We start from the raw sequence: 17,251 nt of genomic DNA, 5'->3' as shown, positions 1-17,251 counted from the left end.
AGTTGGGATCTTTGAGCGCGTTCTGCGTCTAACCACCGTTGTTTTTCTCTTTCGCACTGCTGTCGCCACTCTTCTCGCTGCTGTTGGGATGCGGCTTCGACTTCGGCTTTTTGGGCCCACATCCCGAAGCCTAGTTTATCTGTACCTCGAAATAAGTAATTCGACGGGTTAGCAACGCTATTAAGGCAATGGACTAATCCGGTCGATTTACTTTGGCGGCAATCTTTACGAATACCGTTACAGACCGGGCAATTTCCTTTGAGGGGTAGGAAATTACTCATGACGCACCTCCCACCAGCAATATTGAAGTGGATTGCTGGGTGAGGCTCTTAAAAAAGGATGCAGATGACTGAAAAAATTTTCCGAGGATGGAGCGGACTGAAACGCTTCTGGCTACAAGGTTTTTGAACATGGGAGGCTACCTCTTTGTTTAACGAGATAGTCGCCGCTGCTTTTATTCGTGGTGGAAGCCTGTTAGCCTGGAAGTAAGATTTTGAACTTGAGTTTGGTATTCTCACTGCTACGAAGAACTCACGCAGTGTTTTGGCTTTGGTTTTTTGAGGCTAATGCTTGTTTAGGCTGACAAGGCCTAGGCGATGGCTAACACTGCTTCCGAGAACTTAAACAGCGAAGACTACCAAACTTTTTCTTTTTTGGGTCTGGGTAGAGTTGGAAGTAAATCTGGTTTGGTTCATGATTACCATCGGTTTTTGAGGCCTTAATCCATCAGACCATAAAAAACCTGTAATGATCATGCAAAACCTTTAAGATTACTTGTCAGAGTCACAAATAAGTAAAATTTAATAAATTCCAGGACTTATGCAGTTGGCTTGAGAATGAGACGAGTCGCATCTAGATCAGCACAGACTGCATCCCGAACGACCGCCAGTTTGGGCTTGTATCAACTGATGCCAGCCGCGAACCAATGCAATTCCCAGTGAAGAAGGTACGAATGGCTAAGCCGATATGGTTGCGCTCTGACGTGTGTAGAACCTACCTGAGCGCGTTCGGCCCCACAGCACTCTTAGAAGTCCTCAACGCTATTTCTCAATCGCCCAGCCTTTCCTCGGCAGATTGTAACCGCCTTAACTCACTTAGATTAAGGTCTTTGGTAGTCCAGTAATCAATGCTATTAACTCTAGGCGATGCCGTTGCCAAAGCAAGTCGTAAGACGACTCAAGGATTGTCTAAGGAGCTAACAAATTACAGGGAGATTAATGAGCGCGGTATACCGCGCTCATGGAGTCTTTACAGTTGAAAAATTTCCTCTAGTGCTGAGTGTAGGCTATTAGCTCTGAGCGATCGCGTTGCCAAAGCAAGTTGTAAGACGACTCTTAGATTGTCTAAGGAGCAACAAACGACAGGGAGTTTGATGAGCGCAGTATACCGCGCTCCGCTGAGTATTTATAGTTAAAAAATTCCTTCTTGTGCTGACTACTCTCCCTTCAATAGTCCTGGCTACGACCCAACCCAGGATTTGAACCTACTCAACAACTCCTCAAATAAGGGCTCCCCAAAACTCATCAACCGTAGCGAAGGCATCTCATCAAATACTTCTGGAAAAAAAGTAACGCTGTAGTTCCGCCCTTTGTAAGAGGATGTTTTAAAAGTCAAAGTGAGTCAAAAATTATGCTAATCGCCTAACCATAATCCGAATCATAGGGATATAGATAAAAGTCTCTGATGTTTCGGGTAATCTTTCATAATCCTTACTTAAACGGCGAGAGCAATTGAGCCATCCAAAAGTTCTTTCAACAACCCACCGCTTTGGTAATAGGGTAAAACCCTTCTTCTCCAATGGTCTAAGAGAATGTTTTAAAAGGGGAGGCTGCGGTAAGAAAGCTCACAAAGCTTAAGCTGAAATATTGTAGATCCCAGCACCTTGTGAGCAAATGACTAAAGCATATCCTAGTAATCTGACATGGGAACAGTGGGAATTAATTGCAGACCTATTTCCGCCAGCAAAACCAGGTGGACGGAAGCGCAGTGTATCTTTGTTGGCGGTGGTCAATGCAATTCTTTATGTACTGTGTCAGGGTTGTACCTGGCGAGCCTTACTAGGTGATTTTCCAGCTTCGTCAACCGTCTATGGTTATTTCTGGAGATGGAGCCAAGATGGTACTTGGTTGAAGATTCAAGATCAACTTTATCAGTGGGTTCGGGCCGCCCCCGGGAGAGAACCTAGTCCATCAGAAGTTGCCGCTCGTGTGCCAATCAGTAGAAACAGCAACAATGATTTCGACAGATGTGGGTTATGACGCTCTTAAACAGATACATGGGCGTAAACGACATCTGACGGTGGATTTGTTAGGGTTGGTTTTGCGCGTCTTGGTCACATTTGCCAGTGTTCCGGAGCCTCAAGGAGCTAAAAAAGTTCTTAAACGAGTTCATGGCATGGGAAATAGAGTAAAACGATTGCATACGATCTGGATGGATGGGGGATATCGCGGGGAAGACTTTATGGGATGGGTGATGGATATGTTTCAGTGGATTGTTGAAATCGTCCTTAAAGGATGTTTTAAAAGTCCCCTTGACCGACTTTGACTACCTCAACTACTGAGGGTTTACTACGACCGAATGAGTGTTTGAGACTACGTAGTCTCCTACTAAGGTAGCTTTCAGAACTGAAGTTGACTCTTTAAAAACATCCTCTTAGTTATCGCCTTTGCTTTCTTTGCATGGTAGCGGTAAACAGGTAGTGATATTTAATGCTCAAAGCCTTGTACGGTAGGGGTGAAAGTGGATTTATCACTACTTCTATACCACTACCCTTTGCATATAATTGTACTTAAACGTCAGAAGTGGATTGAAGTTTGCGCCGACAGACCAGGACACCAGTACTAATCACACCCATGCCAACTAGCGCCATTGCAGTTCTCGGTTCCGGAACTGTTTGACTCGCAAATACTTGAATGGAGCCATTCAGGGAAGCCTTGACTCTGGTAGGAACAGTTGGATCGAGGCTGAGTGTATATTCCTCGAACAAGGCCAGTTGACCGATAGCGCCCGTGAATATGCCTTCACCGCCAGTGATGGTAAAAACACCAGAAGCGGTAACTCTAAGGGTTTCAAAGTCAATCATCCCGGTGTCGTTCTCAGTAGCAAATAACTTGTTGTTACTGCCGCTTCCAAAGAACACGAACTCGCCAAATGGTAAGTTCTGTAAGCCAAACGTTGTTGGATCTGTGTTAAAGCGGAAAAGGCCGGTAGTAAAGTCAATTTGGGCGTAATTTAGACCGCTAATTTGGCTCAAACCGTAAAGGGCGTCAGTACTCTCCCCTGAAATAGATGCCGCTAAGACTTCCGGCGTGATAGGGCTAGAAGTGGCTAATAGGTCGTAGTTTGCGCTAAATGGATAAGTAATCTGCGCCCTCGCGCTTTCTACACTCGGCCCAAAACCGACTAAAGTGAAAGCTACCGGAACAAGCCATGCAGTATATTGTCTGAGCATGATGTGCTAACCCCCTTGTTTCTGTTTCATCCAGCTATATCAAATAAAATGCACGATACTTCGTTCTTAGGGAATGGGTATCTCGCACTGGGAGCATCTTCCCATCTTTGCTGCAACCTGTTTACCAAATGCATCTGCAACGAGGGGACCAGCAAGGCAAGTGACAACGATATAAAGAATAATAGCGTTGAAAGTTCCCTCATTGAGCAGCCCATCACTTTTGCCGAATAGGGCAATCACTAATACCAGAGCAGCGCGAGACATCGTCAGACTAAACATCACCATCACTTCTGCAAATGAATACTTAATCGCTTGACCTGCCAACCATGCCGCAAAAAATTTAGCGCCAACGGCCCCACTAGTTACAGCTAAGGCAAGTCCTAAATTTTCAGGGTGGATAAATAAAACAGCAGGGTTACACAGTACGCCTACAGAAATCATGAAAGTTGGAATAAAAAAACTATTTCCAACAAAATCGATACGATTCATTAAGGCGCTGGTAAGAGGAATTAGTGGATTTAATGCAAGTCCAGCAATGAAGGCTCCAACAATTGAGTCAATACCTAACAACAATGTGACAGAGGCAGCAACAAACAAGCAAGTGAGAACAAAAACAAATTGAGTTGTTAAGGATTCTTCAAATGTTTTTAAGACGAAATGACCTAATTTTGGTATTCCCCAAAGGAATACCAACACAAATGCAGGTAACAAAACCACAAGCTTAATCAAGGCCAGCATGCTAATACTACCGCCTACGAGCGCTTGCACAATAGATAACCCAATCAAGGTCAAAATTGAAGTTACAATTGTGCCACCCACGGTCACGCCAATCGCTTCTTCTTGGGCAATCCCTAATCTCGTCATGATTGGGTAAGACACGAGTGTGTGAGGCGAGTACAGAATTCCTAAGAGCAGAGAGGTGAGAAAACCGTACGCCATTAGTTGTCCAGTTATAACTCCTACAGTTAGTGGGATGCCAAAGGTGAGTAGTCCAAAAATAAGCGAGCGCACACCCAAACGTCTAAAATTACTTAAGTCCATCTGGAGTCCTGCCAATAACATGATGTAAAGCAGTCCAAATTTTTCTAATAGAACTAACCGCTCATCTCGCGCTAAAACTCCTAGAACATTACTACCAAAAACTGTCCCTAAAATAATCAGTAGTACTAGCGGTGGAATTCGTAAGCGTTCTGCGAATAGGGGAGCAATTCCGATGATTAGTAGCAAAATACAAACAATATAAACTGGCTCGGTTAACGGCAATTTATTGTAAGTACTTAGGCTAATTAAATAGGTAGACATAGTGTAGTTTGTTCCTTGAAAATGAGTAGCACTACTTAAGGATGAACCGCAAAAATCGACTTGGAACAAAACTCAATAGAGCTTTGACAACTTTACTTCTGTGATTTGGTTAGCTGACAAAAGTGGAAGGTGTGATTTTTTTCAAGAGCGGCTAATGCCTTGATCTCACTTGACTTTGCACACAAATCAGGTGTTCAGATGAGCCGATAGTGTTTATGTTCACCACGGTGGACGTTGGATTCAATCAGTATCCCAATGGTTTTTGAGCAATCGAACCAGTCAATTGGCTTACGGCTTCGGCTACAGAAAGTAGCCTCATATCTTGCCAGCGCCGTCCTACCAGTTGCACCCCAATGGGTAAGCCTGTCTTTGTAAAGCCCACTGGAATTGTGACGACTGGATTCCCAGTTAAGTTAAAAACTGAGGTATAAGAGGTTCCCCAACTCCAGTAGGGGACTGTTGTATCATCGACCTCAATTGACCCACCAAAGGGAGACCCAAACACCTTTAGTGTTTTGTGGTGCCTGAAGGCTGCGCCAGGAGTAACTGGACAGATCCAAGCATCCCAATTACTAAGGAACTGTTCCATCCTTTGAATAAGTACATCCCGTCGGGTAAGAGCCTCGGCATATCGCTTCATACTCAGTGCCCCAGCCCTACTAAAACCCCGAACCATCGGTTCAGGATTGAATCGTTGGGAGAGAAGCCATGAGAGCAGCCACCATTGCCGACGACGGTGTGTAGGTTCAGCTGCAATAATCTCAGCCCCAGCAATTTCTCCATAGATTTCACAAGCTGCCTCGAAATCAAACTCAGGCGGGTTAGCATACTCCACCCAACATCCCTGCTCTTCTAGTGTGATAGCCAGCTTTTCTAAGATTTCTTGAGTCTCAGCAGTGACTGGAACACCGCCGAAATTGTCTGACCAGGCAAAGCGAAGGCTTGAGAGATTAAGTTGAGCTACTGTCTCTTGAGGAGCTGGCGGAACTTCCCATTCCTGCTCATCAGGTCCCTCTATTACAGAAAGACATAGCCGCAAATCTTCAACACAACGAGCTAGAGGCCCAACAACAGCCTGATGTCGCCAAGGTTTAATCCCTCCTGGTAATCCCAAAATCAGTCCTGCTGTTGAGACTCGGTGTTCGGTCGGCTTGAGTCCAAATACTCCACAGAAATGAGCAGGGATGCGAATAGAACCTCCTCCGTCACCGCCCAGTTCCAAAGGGGAAAGCCCAGCTGAAACCGCTACCGCTCCACCCCCTGTACTACCACCCGGAGTTCGGTCTAAGTCCCAAGGATTATTCGTCCGACCAAACAGAGGGCTGTCAGTTTGGAAATCTTGTGCCAAGTAAGGTAGATTGGTCTTGCCCAAGATGATTGCGCCAGCACTGCGAAGCCGCGCAACACTGGTTGCGTCGTTCTGGGGGATATAGTTTGCCAGTGGCTTGTAACTACAGGTCGTGCGTAATCCCTGCGTCTCAAAGAAGTCTTTAATTGTGACAGGAATGCCATGTAACGGCCCCCAGATTACCCCTTGAGAGATCGCCTCGTCGGCCTCTTTCGCCCGCTGCCTTGCCCGCTCCTCGTCTAGCGTCACAATTGCATTCAACGTCGGATTATGTTTGGCAATTTGATGTAAATGCGCCTCTAAAACCTCTACAGAAGATACTTGCCGACTGCGAATTGCTGTAGCAAGTTGGTAAGCTGGACTAAAAACAAGGTTGTTCATCAAGGTTTCATCACTTACTATCTCTCAGGCTCCGTAACGCCCTGGTACAAATTCGAGTAGTCTCAGGAGTATCACTTTCCAACTGCCAGCGCCGACAGATTATCTGTACCCAATCAGGTCGAGATTTAGCAGCATCATTAAGCCAGTTGGCAACTGAGTCTTGGACATAGGTGGAGGCATCTGCTCGGACTGGCTCCAGCAGAGGCAGTCCTATCTCCGGATTATCCTTCAGCTCCTGAATGTGACAACACCATACTCCGCGTGGTCGAGTACTCTCAATCGCAAACCGCCGCAGGTTGGGGGAACTCTCCCCCAACCAGACAGTCATCACCCGGATCGCATCGCGAATCTGTGTTGCAATGTGGGAACGCAGCGCTAACCAAGCCCATTCTCGTACTCCAAAGTGGTTATCAGCAGCCAGTGGACGAATCATGTCTAAGCGTTGGATTAGGGTCATGTCAGGGATCGTAGCAACCATGTAGGCTGCCCAACCACGAACAGTATCCGAAGGGTGAGAGGCAAGACGTTGGAAACCTTCCGCTCCCAGATGCTCTAGAAGCAGTTCTCCAGCAACAAGCATTCTTTTAGTGATGCCATTGGATGGCTGAATTCGACTTTTGGCTGCGCTAGTCAATTCCGGCACGACATGACCCATCAAAGTAACGAAATCAACAGCAAGACACTCTGACAGGTTTACAGCCTCAATTTCGCCGGAATTTAACTGCTGTAGAACCTCAACCGGGACATCTACTGGGCGCTTGGCTCCTTTACGACTTGCCATAATTAATCTTGCCGGTTAACCTCATTCAAGGCTCAACAACACCTACACCCTAACTGAAGCTGGACTAGCGTCAAACTCATTAGCATCATAAACCTCAACAGCTTGGCGTCTGACTTCCTGGTCTTGCAGAGTACTGGTCTGTTCGGCCTCCCAGGGCTGGAGTTTAGGTTGGTAGCGGTAAGTTGCATCAAACTCTTGTTTCACCGCAGCGGACAAACTGTTGTTAGGGACATTCTTCATCTTGAACAGGTAAATTTGCTCTGCGATCGCAACCCCAACAGACCATGCCAGCAGTTGAACAAAGCGAAATAGGGTTTTCGGAGCCAAAACCCCTAATATTCCAAATCCCCTTAGTCGTAGCTTCGCATAGAGTAAAGCTGCAAAAAAGAAGGTGGACTTCGCACCTGCAAACACATTGCAGTGGCGTGGTTCAAATTTAGTATTCTCTAGGAAACTGTCAAAAAACTTTGTTGGGACATACCCCTTAAACAACTGGTCTGCTCGTGCCATATCGATGAATCCAATATGCCGATTAGATTCAACAATCTCGCTAAACTGCTTGTAAAAGTCGCTATACACGCCATTCGGGTTAATCACCAGCAATTCGGCTATTTTGACCATCTGCTTAGCAAAATCAAGATCTAGATGCCACTTGCCGACATACATCGGAATGACAACCCCAAACCAGAACATGTTCTCCAAGTAGATCCGCCAACTCATGACACCAGCATGGCCCAAGTGCTTTTCATGATACTGATAAACTCGGTTATAAACCTGGGCGTAGGTCAAGTTGAACTCGTTATAAAGGGTTCGCATTTGCTCAGCTTTCGGGTCATTAGCAAGCTTGGCAGCAATAATTCCTGTAATACTCTCAACTGCAATTGCTGTTAGCACTAAACCCGAAGAGTAGAACGGGTCAAACATGTTTGCAGCCTCGCCAATCACATACCAGTTATCTTCAGAGAACATAGTTTTACTGGTATGGGCAAGTCTGGGAAGGTAGTTAAAATCAACGCATTCCCCACTGTTAATCAAGTTATAAATAACAGTGTGATTAGCCTTCAGAAACCCCAGTAATTTGTCTTGGGTGTTGACCTTCTTTGACTCAATGATGTTGTGGTGATGAACCAGACCAATGGACAGTTCCATTTCATTACTGTCAATGGGGATCATCCAGACCCAGTGACCATATCCAAACCAGTGGTTTGTGCCATAGTAGTGACTAGCTGTACCATTGAGAGGGTCATATCCGCTGTGAAAGATTTTGGGGTTTACACCTTTGACTCGAATCCAGGCTGACCCGGTGTTGATTCCATAGAGATGTTCTGGTTCAAAAATGAGATTGTTGGTTTTACGACCGATGAGGAATCGGCGTCCAGCGGCATCGATAATATGTTTTGCCCGAATTTCAATTTTCTGCTCCTCAAGCTTAATCCAGACTGGCTTAAGTTCATCTTTGGGGCTTAAATCCACGTCAATGACACGACCGTTATAAAAGGTAGCCCCAGCTTCACGGTTCATCCTCAACAAATCTTGCTCAAGTTTAGCTCTGTTGATTTGGAAGCTCGGCAGCAAGGGGGGACGATTTGTCCAGACATGGTAATAATCATCCGTACTCTTAGTAATTTGTGGGTTCTTTGGCCAGTGAAAGTTCAACCCATGTTTAGGAGGATGATTTTCTATCAGATATTCATGAAGTCCCAACTCCTTATAGAGAAACATTGCGCTGATCTCAACGGTTGATTCACCAACCTTCAGATCCTTTTCTGAACGAACTACAGGACGGGGGTCAACAATAGCAATTCTGATGTTAGGGATATTGAGTAGTAAATGTCTAGCTTGACAATTGCCTGCAAACCCTGCTCCGATAATGACTACATCGTAAACTTGTTGTGAAATCATTGCTCTTACTTTATTCAACGTTAAAGAATGCTGCTCGATCTAGCTGACATCCTGCTTCACCTACAATTCAAAAGGCGAAAGTTAGATGCCACTCTCGATAGACAAACCAATTGGCAGAAAGTGTTTTACAGTTGCATTAATCCCAGCCTTTTCAATCAAAAAAATAATTTCTTTCTTGGTGTAAGCTCTGCGATAGGAGATTTGCCCGTCGTGGATTAGTTCTCGGCAGAAGAACGGACGGAGCAGTTGCACAAAGATAAATCCAAAAGGAGTACGTCTCACGTCAAAAACAAACAGAGAGGTTGCAACCCGATTGGCTTCCCTCAAGAGTTTTACAGACGAATCTGGGTCAAAGTGGTGGAGAGACTGAATGTTAAGTGCTAAATCAAACTCTCGATCTTCGTAGTCTAAAGCAGTTGCATCGCCAACCTGCCATTGGATGTTATCCTGCTCTGAAGCTTGAAGCGCCGCTTCAATAATCGAGCTTGAGATATCCAACACGGTTAGGTTAAGTGGAATTGCAGCCTGCTTAGACCACCACATTAGATAACGAGCAAACCCCCCATACCCTCCACAGAGGTCGAGTACTCTCGGTACACGACGCTCATACTGATAGATGTTAAGTAGACGGGATCTGATTCGCTCAACAATCTTATGATTCAAACCAAATCGATAACCTAACAAATCTAGATCTTTTGCAACTTTAACTGCCTTGGCTGAGTTTGGTTCCAGATCGAGAATCTCTAGTTCATCCTTAAAAAACCAAGGATCGAACCAGCGCAAGTTATGTCTTCGGAACTCTTCAAACTCCATGTTCAACATCATTAGTTCACCTACTTCGAGTTGCTGTTTTGAGAACCCTGAGCTTGTATCTGAGGTAGACCTTCACAGTAAATCTCAGCTTTACTGTTACCCCGATGGATATATCTCTCTCGGATTGCTGCTATGACATACTCTTGGTGGAAGTAACGCTTAGCCCGCTCTTCCATGTATTGAATAGAGTTCGGGCTATGAGTGTCGTAGTAGATAATGAAGTCCAACAAATCCTCTTTGCCTAGCAAATGCAGGGGTTTATGCAGTAGGGGGACAACTCCAAAATCTACAAAATGACGCAACACCTTAAAGCGGGTAATTCCAACAATGTAGTCGTAACTTCCCTCCCATCCTCGCTTTGCTGATTCGTAGAGAATAATTCCAAGAGTGACACTGCCTCGATATTCGGGTTTCAAAATGACATTGTTAAGTTCAATCAGTCGTTTCTTCCGAAACTCTGGAAGTATGTCAACAAAGATGTTATTTTCATCTGTAACTGGAGTTAACGAACAAATTCCGACTAATTCTCCCCGTAAAGTAACACCATACCGCTGAGTATTCTGGCGAGGTAAAATCTTCTCATCCAAAAAACCGACAGACCGATAGGTTTGCTCTACCAAAGAGTCGTACTGCCTAATTTGCTCAGGGGTGTAAAACTCCTCAAAGCTATAGTTCTCAATCTGATGAGCTTCCTCTAGTCCAGGTTTCTGAGTCTTCAAGCAGGCTGTAGCCATTGCAAATATTCTCCATACCGAAACTTAGTCTGCGGACCCACAAAAAATTTCCCAGTGGTTTGAGAGCGGAATAAGCTAATGTGCATTCAAGTTGCATAAAACGAGTGCTGAACCCATTATCACAATGGGAGCCGGTTGCAAAAATGAATGACAATTAGCTTACAGCTCAAGAAACTACTCCTAGCTAATGCTCATGCAACAGGCATAGGTGAAACCACATTCGACATTGATGTCATCACATCGAGAAACAGCCGTCCATAGTGGTGAAATGTCATTCGACGACCCTGAATGATAGCTTTTATATCACTAGGAGCTGAAACTAACTCGTCAATGACTTTGCGTGCGTCTTCAAGGTGGTCTCCATCAAAGCCACTATGGCTTTTCAAGAATGTAAGCGCATTAACTGGAATGTTGTAGTGCTGATTTAGCAGTTCAGCAAACCTAGAACCGATGTGAGCTCCCAAGCCTTCCGTTGCAGTGGTAACTCCAAGAATACCTAAAGGATTGCCGTAGGTCGCCATGTAGTAGTTTTGAGTAATCAGCCCCCAGGCACCTGAAAGAGGGTCAGTGTCTAATACTTTGTCTGGAGCTTCGCCAATGTTTCTCAAGTCATTGATGCAAAAAAGATCGTGACCGTTTTCTTCGACTGCATGTTTGATGAACCAGTTCCTGATCTCTCGTTTCTCATCCCCCAGCCTCGCTCCAGCCAGGGACAAAATCCGAGGTGTATGACGAACCATGTGATAGGTTTCCCTCAGATAGGCGACGTAGTGATTCCGGTTCATTCCCCCTGAGGTAACTACTTCAAACAATGGATTTGTTTCGATGAATTGGCGGTACTCCGTTTCAGTTGCCTTGACAATGTCTTCAAATAAACTCATGGTAACCTTCTAATTTTCAATGAATGGCTCAATTTTGAAGAAATGGCAGAAAATAGTTTTCTACCAAGAATGGACTAACTCTTCTAGTTTCAGTTGTGCCTGCTCCAAATTTTTCTCCTGCTCTGCTGGTTGTCCAAAGTCAAGATTTTCGGCACATACAAAGATGATGTCAGTGATACCGATAAACCCAAAAACTGCACGCAAGTAGGGTTCCTGAAAGTCAAGCTGAGTGATAGGGCTTGGTGGACTGTAGGTTGCACCGCGAGTTGAAATAACAAGAGCTTTCTTCTCCGTAACTAACCCCTCGAATTTGCCGTCTTCAGTCACCCTAAACGTGCGACCTACACGAATCAGGTTATCGATATAGGCTTTAAGCATTGAAGGAATGCTGAAGTTATACATAGGAATGCCAAAGACCAGTCGCTCAGCATCGAGTAGCTCGTCAATAAGTAGATCTGACTGTTTCAGCACCAGATGCATCTCCGGTGTTCGTAGATCTAGAGGCGTATAGTTGGCGATTGTAAACGCCTCTGTCGGATGACTGGGGGGAAATTGCCCTACATCTCGATAAATTACCTGAACATCGGGATGAGCTGCTTTCCACAAATCTTTGAATTTTTTTCCAAGCTTGCGCGACTTCGAGCCTTCTTTGCGAACGCTAGCATCAATGTGCAATAACTTAACCATCGCTTGTTCCTCGGTTGAATTTTGAAACTTGCGAACTTCTATTGATTAATCAGGTCAAGTCCCAAGAAATTACGCAGGATTTTACATAAATTCATAATTTCTTGGAAAAAGCTATAAACAGTGAAACCTGTCTGTCTACAAGAATGAAATAAACACCTATTTATCTTTACAGAAATATGATTGTTTGAATTTATAAGTAGCGTTTTTCTTTGCCTAAGTAGTGTTCAAGTTTGTATGGCTTGGGCAGTTGTATAAGTTATGATGAGTTGTGTTCGTATTGGTTACATTTCTTAACCACCCGATAAATTCTTGATTCTGTAGATAGATTTTTTTTAATGTGTTAAAATTAACCAAAATTTTGGGCGTAGCCATGATTCCTCGTTCGCTCAGACTCTCTACAGTCGGGATTCAAAAGGCATCTATAGAGTTTGTTAGAACTGGTTTGACTCAAGATGAATTGGCTAAAAGGCTAGAGATTTCTCGGTCTACATTGACAAATTTCTTGAGTGGAAATCCAATTTATAGATCTAACTTTTTTAAAATTTGCCAAGCTCTAAAACTCAATCCCATAGAAGTATGTAAACCAACTAATGAACTGCTGTCTTTCATGCAGGAAAACGATCAGCAGGCAATTAATAGTCAACAGCATATAAACGGCAGAAGAGCAGTAAATTTGAGCCAGTGGTTTCAGAAGGTATTTGAGGCAGATTGGCAGGCTGTCGAAGCCATTTTTGGCATCGATATGGCCTTGAGTTTCAGAAGCATAAATTCTTTGAGAGAAACTAGACGTGCAAAGCTGATCGATTTCGGGATGCTTTCAGGAGGTTATCGCGTTGTGCTGCTAATTGCTCTCATAAAGGACATTCAGGAAATAAATATCCGCGCTGAGCTGCATCCTACTATTAGACAAACTTTCCTTCCTCCCAATTTCAGATTAATTTTGCTTTCTGAATTGAAGGCTACTCTAGAAGAAGTTCAATCTAGTGGTCAAGATTACTATATTCAATTGAGTCCCATAAAAGGTCTACCTGGAGAGAGCTTCAGTATTCAAGTGACTCTCGATGATGTTAGCATTAGGGAAGATTTTGTCATTTAACTACTTATAGGAAGACAGAAGTGAGTCATTTAGTTATCCTAAATTTAAGTTCTGGAAGCTTGAATGACGGCTTTCCTTGCGTTACAGCTGAGCTTTGGGAAGCTAACGACTCCCATCCTATGAAATTTACAGGCAGTTTATCGGCAGATCCAGAGATTCCTAAACTCTACAGAGATTGGCAGTTAACTTATAAGTCTCTCTCTCGACGCCTTGGTTGGCGTCTCCGAATTAGTATTGAAGCCGGAGCTGTAAACAACGTTTCTGAAGTTAAGTTCAGGGACTTGTGCCAGAGGTTACAAAACAGAATCAATGCTTGGCTTAATTCTGAATCATTCTCCAATATCAACCTGCAATTACGAACGCACTTAAATCCATCAGAAGAAATTCGGGTCATTATTGAAACGGACGATGATCTACTGCGACGGCTCCCCTGGTTTCTGTGGAATTTCTTTGACCATTACCCCAAAGCGGAAGTAGCTTTAAGTGTTCCAGAGTATAAGCGAGTCAAGCCACTGCCCAAAAAAACTGCCGATAGGGTCAGAATATTAGCTATTTTGGGTAATAGTGAAGGAATTGATCTTCAGAAAGATCGGGCAATACTTGAACAGTTACCCAAAGCGGATGCAGTTTTTTTGGTGGAGCCACAAAAACAAGAGTTAGACTCGTCGCTTTGGGACAAACAAGGCTGGGATATCCTATATTTTGCTGGACATAGTTCGAGCCAAACCGAGGGTGAAACGGGTCATATCTATATCAATCAAACCGAGAGTTTAACGATTCCCCAGTTAAAGAATGCCCTCAAAGCAGCGATTACACGCGGTTTGAGACTCGCGATTTTCAACTCTTGTGATGGCTTGGGATTGGCACGGAATCTAGCTGATTTGCAGATTCCGCAAATGGTTGTAATGCGGGAGCCTGTGCCAGACATAGTGGCACAGGAATTTTTGAAGTATTTTCTCAAAGCCTTTGCCAGTGGTGAGTCTTTTAATCTGGCAGTCCGGGAAGCACGGGAAAGGTTGCAAGGACTGGAAGAGCAATTTCTCTGTTCTTCTTGGTTACCAGTGATTTTCCAGAATCCCGCCTCTGTACCACCTACTTGGCAAGAGTGGCTTGGTAGAACAGATTGCGATCCTCCCGCAGGCAGGATCGTTAGCTCCCACAGAGAGGCTGTACGAACTCGGAATCGCCAAATTTTTCCCATCTGGCGCAATCTCTGCACACTAATGAGTGCGAGTCTGGTTGTAACAGGCTTAGTGATGGGGATGCGACAGTTGGGGAAGCTACAAGCATGGGAGTTAAAAGCCTATGACCAACTGATGCGGCTGCGACCAGAAGAAGGACCAGATACGCGCTTATTGGTGGTCTCCATCACTGATAAGGATTTTCAACTTCCGGAACAGAAGCAGAGAAAAGGATCGCTATCGGATTTGGCACTGGATCGACTCTTGCAGAAACTGGAGTCGTATAAACCGCGAGCCATTGGCTTGGATATCTTTCGCGCTCCACCAGATACTCCCAAACTGCCGACGCTAAAAGAGCGTCTCAAAAGGCAAGATAACTTATTTGCTATCTGCAATGTGAGTGATCCTAGTAAAAGAAATGATGGTATTTCACCTCCGCCTTATATCCCAATAAAACGCCAAGGCTTTGCTAATCTTGTGGTTGATTCAGGTGACATTGTCCGTCGCCATCTCTTATATTTGGACGTACCCCCAACATCCCCTTGTACTAGTCCTTATGCTCTTAGCGTCCAGCTAGCATTGCATTACCTGAAAGCAGAGAAGATCTCTCCCCAATTCAAAAATGGGGACTTGCAGCTAGGTAAAGTCGTTTTTAACAGCTTGAGAGCCAATCCTGGCGCTTATCAAAAAGCAGATCTTTGGGGCAATCAAGTGCTACTGAATTATCGCTCCTACCGCTCTCCGCAAGAAATTGCAGACAACCCAGTTACGCTTACAGAGGTTTTAAGGGATAAAATCAAGCCAGAGATGGTGAAAGATCGAATTATCCTCATCGGCGCGATTCACTCAACTTCTGATTATTTTTATACTCCCTACAGTAGCGAGCAATTGCCCGACCAGAAAATGCCCGGAGTGATTATTCAGGCGCAGATGGTAAGTCAAATTCTCAGCGCAGTTCTAGATGGGCGAACTCCAATTAGGTTCTTGCCTCAGTGGGGGGAAGTTTTGTGGGTTTGGGGTTGGTCTTTGGTGGGGGGTGTGCTGGCTTGGCACTTCCGAGCGCGAATTTATCTGGGACTCACGTTAGGAATTACATTGGGTGTCATGTGTGGGCTTTGTTATTACCTCCTCATCAGAGGTTATTGGGTGCCCCTTATTCCCTCGGCGCTAGCTTTGGTAGCTACAGGCGGCAGTGTGATCGCCTATAGTGCGTCCCAGACCTATCGACAGCAACTGACCCCACAGGTTACATCATGACTTGGACAAAGTTACCTTTTAAGCAAATAAAAAAACTTACCTTCGTTATCAGTTTTGCATTTGTTAGCTTCACGCCAGTACAGGCACAGCTAGCTGAACAGGTAATTCTGGTGCATCGTTCTCCATCCAGGCCCAGCACAGAATTGCTCTTCGAGCAACCACCCCCACCAGGCCAAGGAGCTCCGAGCGGAACTAAACCAGGAGGAAGCCGTAACGCTTGTCCAGTTGGACAGAATTCTGTTACACCCTTGGTTCCAGTTACTCAGCAGCCTCCGGATAAAGAATTGCGCTGGGGATATACGACTGAAGCGCATCCCACCTTCTGGTTTTATATGCCTTATGACTCTCAGTCCATCAAGTCCAGCAAATTTTCATTGCGAAATCGATCAGGTGAAACAGTTTATGAAACAGATTTAAAAGTGACTGGGTTGCCAGGAGTAATTAGTATCTCTCTTCCCTCTACGGCACCGCCGCTAGAAATTGGCAATTGGTATCAAACTTACTTGTTTGTTGACGTTTATTGCATAGCGACCGCACCCTTACAGAAGGATTCTGCTCAAGCATGGGTAAAACGGGAGCAACCGAACGCTACCCTAAAAACTCAGCTGGAAAGTGCTACACCACAGCAACGAGCAATCCTTTATGTCAAGTATGGCTTTTTGTACGACGCGCTGGGGACTCTAGCTGAACTGAGGATAACCAATCCGATGAACGATGACTGGGCTCAGCTGTTGCGTTTCGTTGGGTTAGAGGCGATCGCTCCCGAACCAATTGTTAACTGCTGCACTCCTAACGGGACTTAGACAAAAACTGAAGCAAAAATGGCTTCAAATCTACATCCAGAAGGACTTTTAGCTCAAATGGGAATAATTTAGTATTGACAAGGGTTTCAGGCATTTTTAGGCTATCAACCTCTTTTCCTTGTTCAGAGAGCTTTTCACCCCCTTAAGGGCTAGAAAATGTCTAAGTCCCATTAGGGGCGATTGTGGTGCTTGATGAAGTGAAGGAAAAGTTGTCCAATTAGGGGTCATCTGAGTAGACCAGGGGTATTCTGGCAAGAACTTTGCCAATGCGGTGAAGCAGGCGCGTAGGGAGGATGTGCAGGTGGAAGTGATTAAACGAATCTCCAAAACATCCGAGCGATTGCTATCGCGGTGGATTGTGGAGCGGACTTTCGGATGGCTGAATCGATTTCGGTGGTTGAGCAAGGATTTTGAGGTGTATTTAGAGGTGAGTAAAGCGATGATTTATGGTTCCTTGATTCGCCTTATGGTCAGGCGATTAGCTGCTTAAGATTTACTTTATAAATCAGCTCTAAAAATTCATAGCGGTTTTGAGTCAGCTAGTTTACACCAATCAATTTAATCTTTAGGTGTAAGGATAGCGTTTAGGTAACTCAAGAAAAAGAACTACAGTTTAGACATAGTTGTTTAGGGC

General features: G+C 44.7%; 15 protein-coding genes and 2 pseudogenes. 6 read left to right on the top strand and 11 right to left on the bottom strand.

Annotated features, from left to right (window positions below):
* Both H6F74_RS27615 and H6F74_RS27610 read right to left on the bottom strand, forming a co-directional pair.
* Positions 1–281: hypothetical protein (locus tag H6F74_RS27615; RefSeq protein ID WP_190445307.1), on the bottom strand; the 281-nt coding region annotated here is incomplete at its 3' end.
* A gap of 1,346 nt (positions 282–1,627) precedes the next feature.
* A pseudogene (locus H6F74_RS27610) lies at positions 1,628–1,807 on the bottom strand (transposase); the annotation flags it as partial.
* Positions 1,808–1,892: 85 nt separating this feature from the next.
* Between H6F74_RS27610 and H6F74_RS29560 the strand changes: the two are divergent.
* Positions 1,893–2,258, top strand: coding sequence for a transposase (locus tag H6F74_RS29560; RefSeq protein WP_199301683.1), 366 nt, complete (start codon positions 1,893–1,895; stop codon positions 2,256–2,258).
* Complete coding sequence (locus H6F74_RS29555; protein WP_199301681.1) at positions 2,233–2,544, top strand: transposase; 312 nt, start codon at positions 2,233–2,235, stop codon at positions 2,542–2,544. Before H6F74_RS29560 ends, H6F74_RS29555 begins: the two co-directional genes overlap by 26 nt.
* A 244-nt stretch (positions 2,545–2,788) precedes the next feature.
* On the opposite strand, the gene H6F74_RS27600 is transcribed toward H6F74_RS29555, so the two are convergent.
* The 9 genes from H6F74_RS27600 to H6F74_RS27560 all read right to left on the bottom strand — a co-directional run bounded on the left by H6F74_RS27600 (position 2,789) and on the right by H6F74_RS27560 (position 12,280).
* Positions 2,789–3,451, bottom strand: coding sequence for a PEP-CTERM sorting domain-containing protein (locus H6F74_RS27600; protein ID WP_190445306.1), 663 nt, complete (start codon positions 3,449–3,451; stop codon positions 2,789–2,791).
* A 66-nt stretch (positions 3,452–3,517) separates the two neighbouring features.
* Positions 3,518–4,753 (bottom strand): cation:proton antiporter, encoded by a 1,236-nt coding sequence (locus tag H6F74_RS27595; protein WP_190445305.1) that lies wholly within the window; start codon positions 4,751–4,753, stop codon positions 3,518–3,520.
* A gap of 244 nt (positions 4,754–4,997) precedes the next feature.
* The gene (locus H6F74_RS27590) at positions 4,998–6,482 is read right to left on the bottom strand and encodes an amidase (protein WP_190445304.1); all 1,485 of its coding nucleotides are present in this window, start codon (positions 6,480–6,482) and stop codon (positions 4,998–5,000) included.
* 10 nt (positions 6,483–6,492) lie between these two features.
* Positions 6,493–7,263 carry a DNA alkylation repair protein gene (locus H6F74_RS27585; protein WP_190445303.1) on the bottom strand — a complete coding sequence of 257 codons (771 nt, stop codon included), beginning with the start codon at positions 7,261–7,263 and terminating at the stop codon, positions 6,493–6,495.
* A gap of 42 nt (positions 7,264–7,305) precedes the next feature.
* Complete coding sequence (locus H6F74_RS27580; protein ID WP_190445302.1) at positions 7,306–9,165, bottom strand: tryptophan 7-halogenase; 1,860 nt, start codon at positions 9,163–9,165, stop codon at positions 7,306–7,308.
* A gap of 81 nt (positions 9,166–9,246) precedes the next feature.
* Positions 9,247–9,990 (bottom strand): class I SAM-dependent methyltransferase, encoded by a 744-nt coding sequence (locus tag H6F74_RS27575; protein WP_190445301.1) that lies wholly within the window; start codon positions 9,988–9,990, stop codon positions 9,247–9,249.
* An 8-nt stretch (positions 9,991–9,998) separates the two neighbouring features.
* Complete coding sequence (locus H6F74_RS27570) at positions 9,999–10,712, bottom strand: hypothetical protein (protein ID WP_190445300.1); 714 nt, start codon at positions 10,710–10,712, stop codon at positions 9,999–10,001.
* 191 nt (positions 10,713–10,903) lie between these two features.
* Complete coding sequence (locus tag H6F74_RS27565) at positions 10,904–11,593, bottom strand: iron-containing redox enzyme family protein (protein ID WP_190445299.1); 690 nt, start codon at positions 11,591–11,593, stop codon at positions 10,904–10,906.
* A 60-nt stretch (positions 11,594–11,653) separates the two neighbouring features.
* Positions 11,654–12,280 (bottom strand): NAD(P)H-dependent oxidoreductase, encoded by a 627-nt coding sequence (locus tag H6F74_RS27560; protein WP_190445298.1) that lies wholly within the window; start codon positions 12,278–12,280, stop codon positions 11,654–11,656.
* Between the two features lie 370 nt (positions 12,281–12,650).
* Here H6F74_RS27560 and H6F74_RS27555 point away from each other — a divergent pair, with 370 nt between their 5' ends.
* The 4 genes and pseudogenes from H6F74_RS27555 to H6F74_RS27540 form a co-directional block, all read left to right on the top strand.
* Positions 12,651–13,376, top strand: a complete 726-nt coding sequence (locus tag H6F74_RS27555) for a DUF1822 family protein (protein ID WP_190445297.1) — start codon at positions 12,651–12,653, stop codon at positions 13,374–13,376.
* A 20-nt stretch (positions 13,377–13,396) separates the two neighbouring features.
* Positions 13,397–15,814, top strand: coding sequence for a CHASE2 domain-containing protein (locus tag H6F74_RS27550; RefSeq protein WP_190445296.1), 2,418 nt, complete (start codon positions 13,397–13,399; stop codon positions 15,812–15,814).
* Positions 15,811–16,617 (top strand): DUF928 domain-containing protein, encoded by an 807-nt coding sequence (locus tag H6F74_RS27545; RefSeq protein ID WP_190445295.1) that lies wholly within the window; start codon positions 15,811–15,813, stop codon positions 16,615–16,617. Before H6F74_RS27550 ends, H6F74_RS27545 begins: the two co-directional genes overlap by 4 nt.
* 170 nt (positions 16,618–16,787) lie before the next feature.
* A pseudogene (locus H6F74_RS27540) lies at positions 16,788–17,107 on the top strand (transposase); the annotation flags it as partial.
* Positions 17,108–17,251: the final 144 nt, after the last annotated feature.

It is taken from the genome of Trichocoleus sp. FACHB-90 (assembly GCF_014695505.1).
Taxonomy (GTDB): domain Bacteria; phylum Cyanobacteriota; class Cyanobacteriia; order Cyanobacteriales; family FACHB-T130; genus Funiculus; species Funiculus sociatus.
The sequence above is the reverse complement of the archived record's forward strand: the minus strand, read 5'-3'. Positions and strand labels throughout refer to the sequence as shown.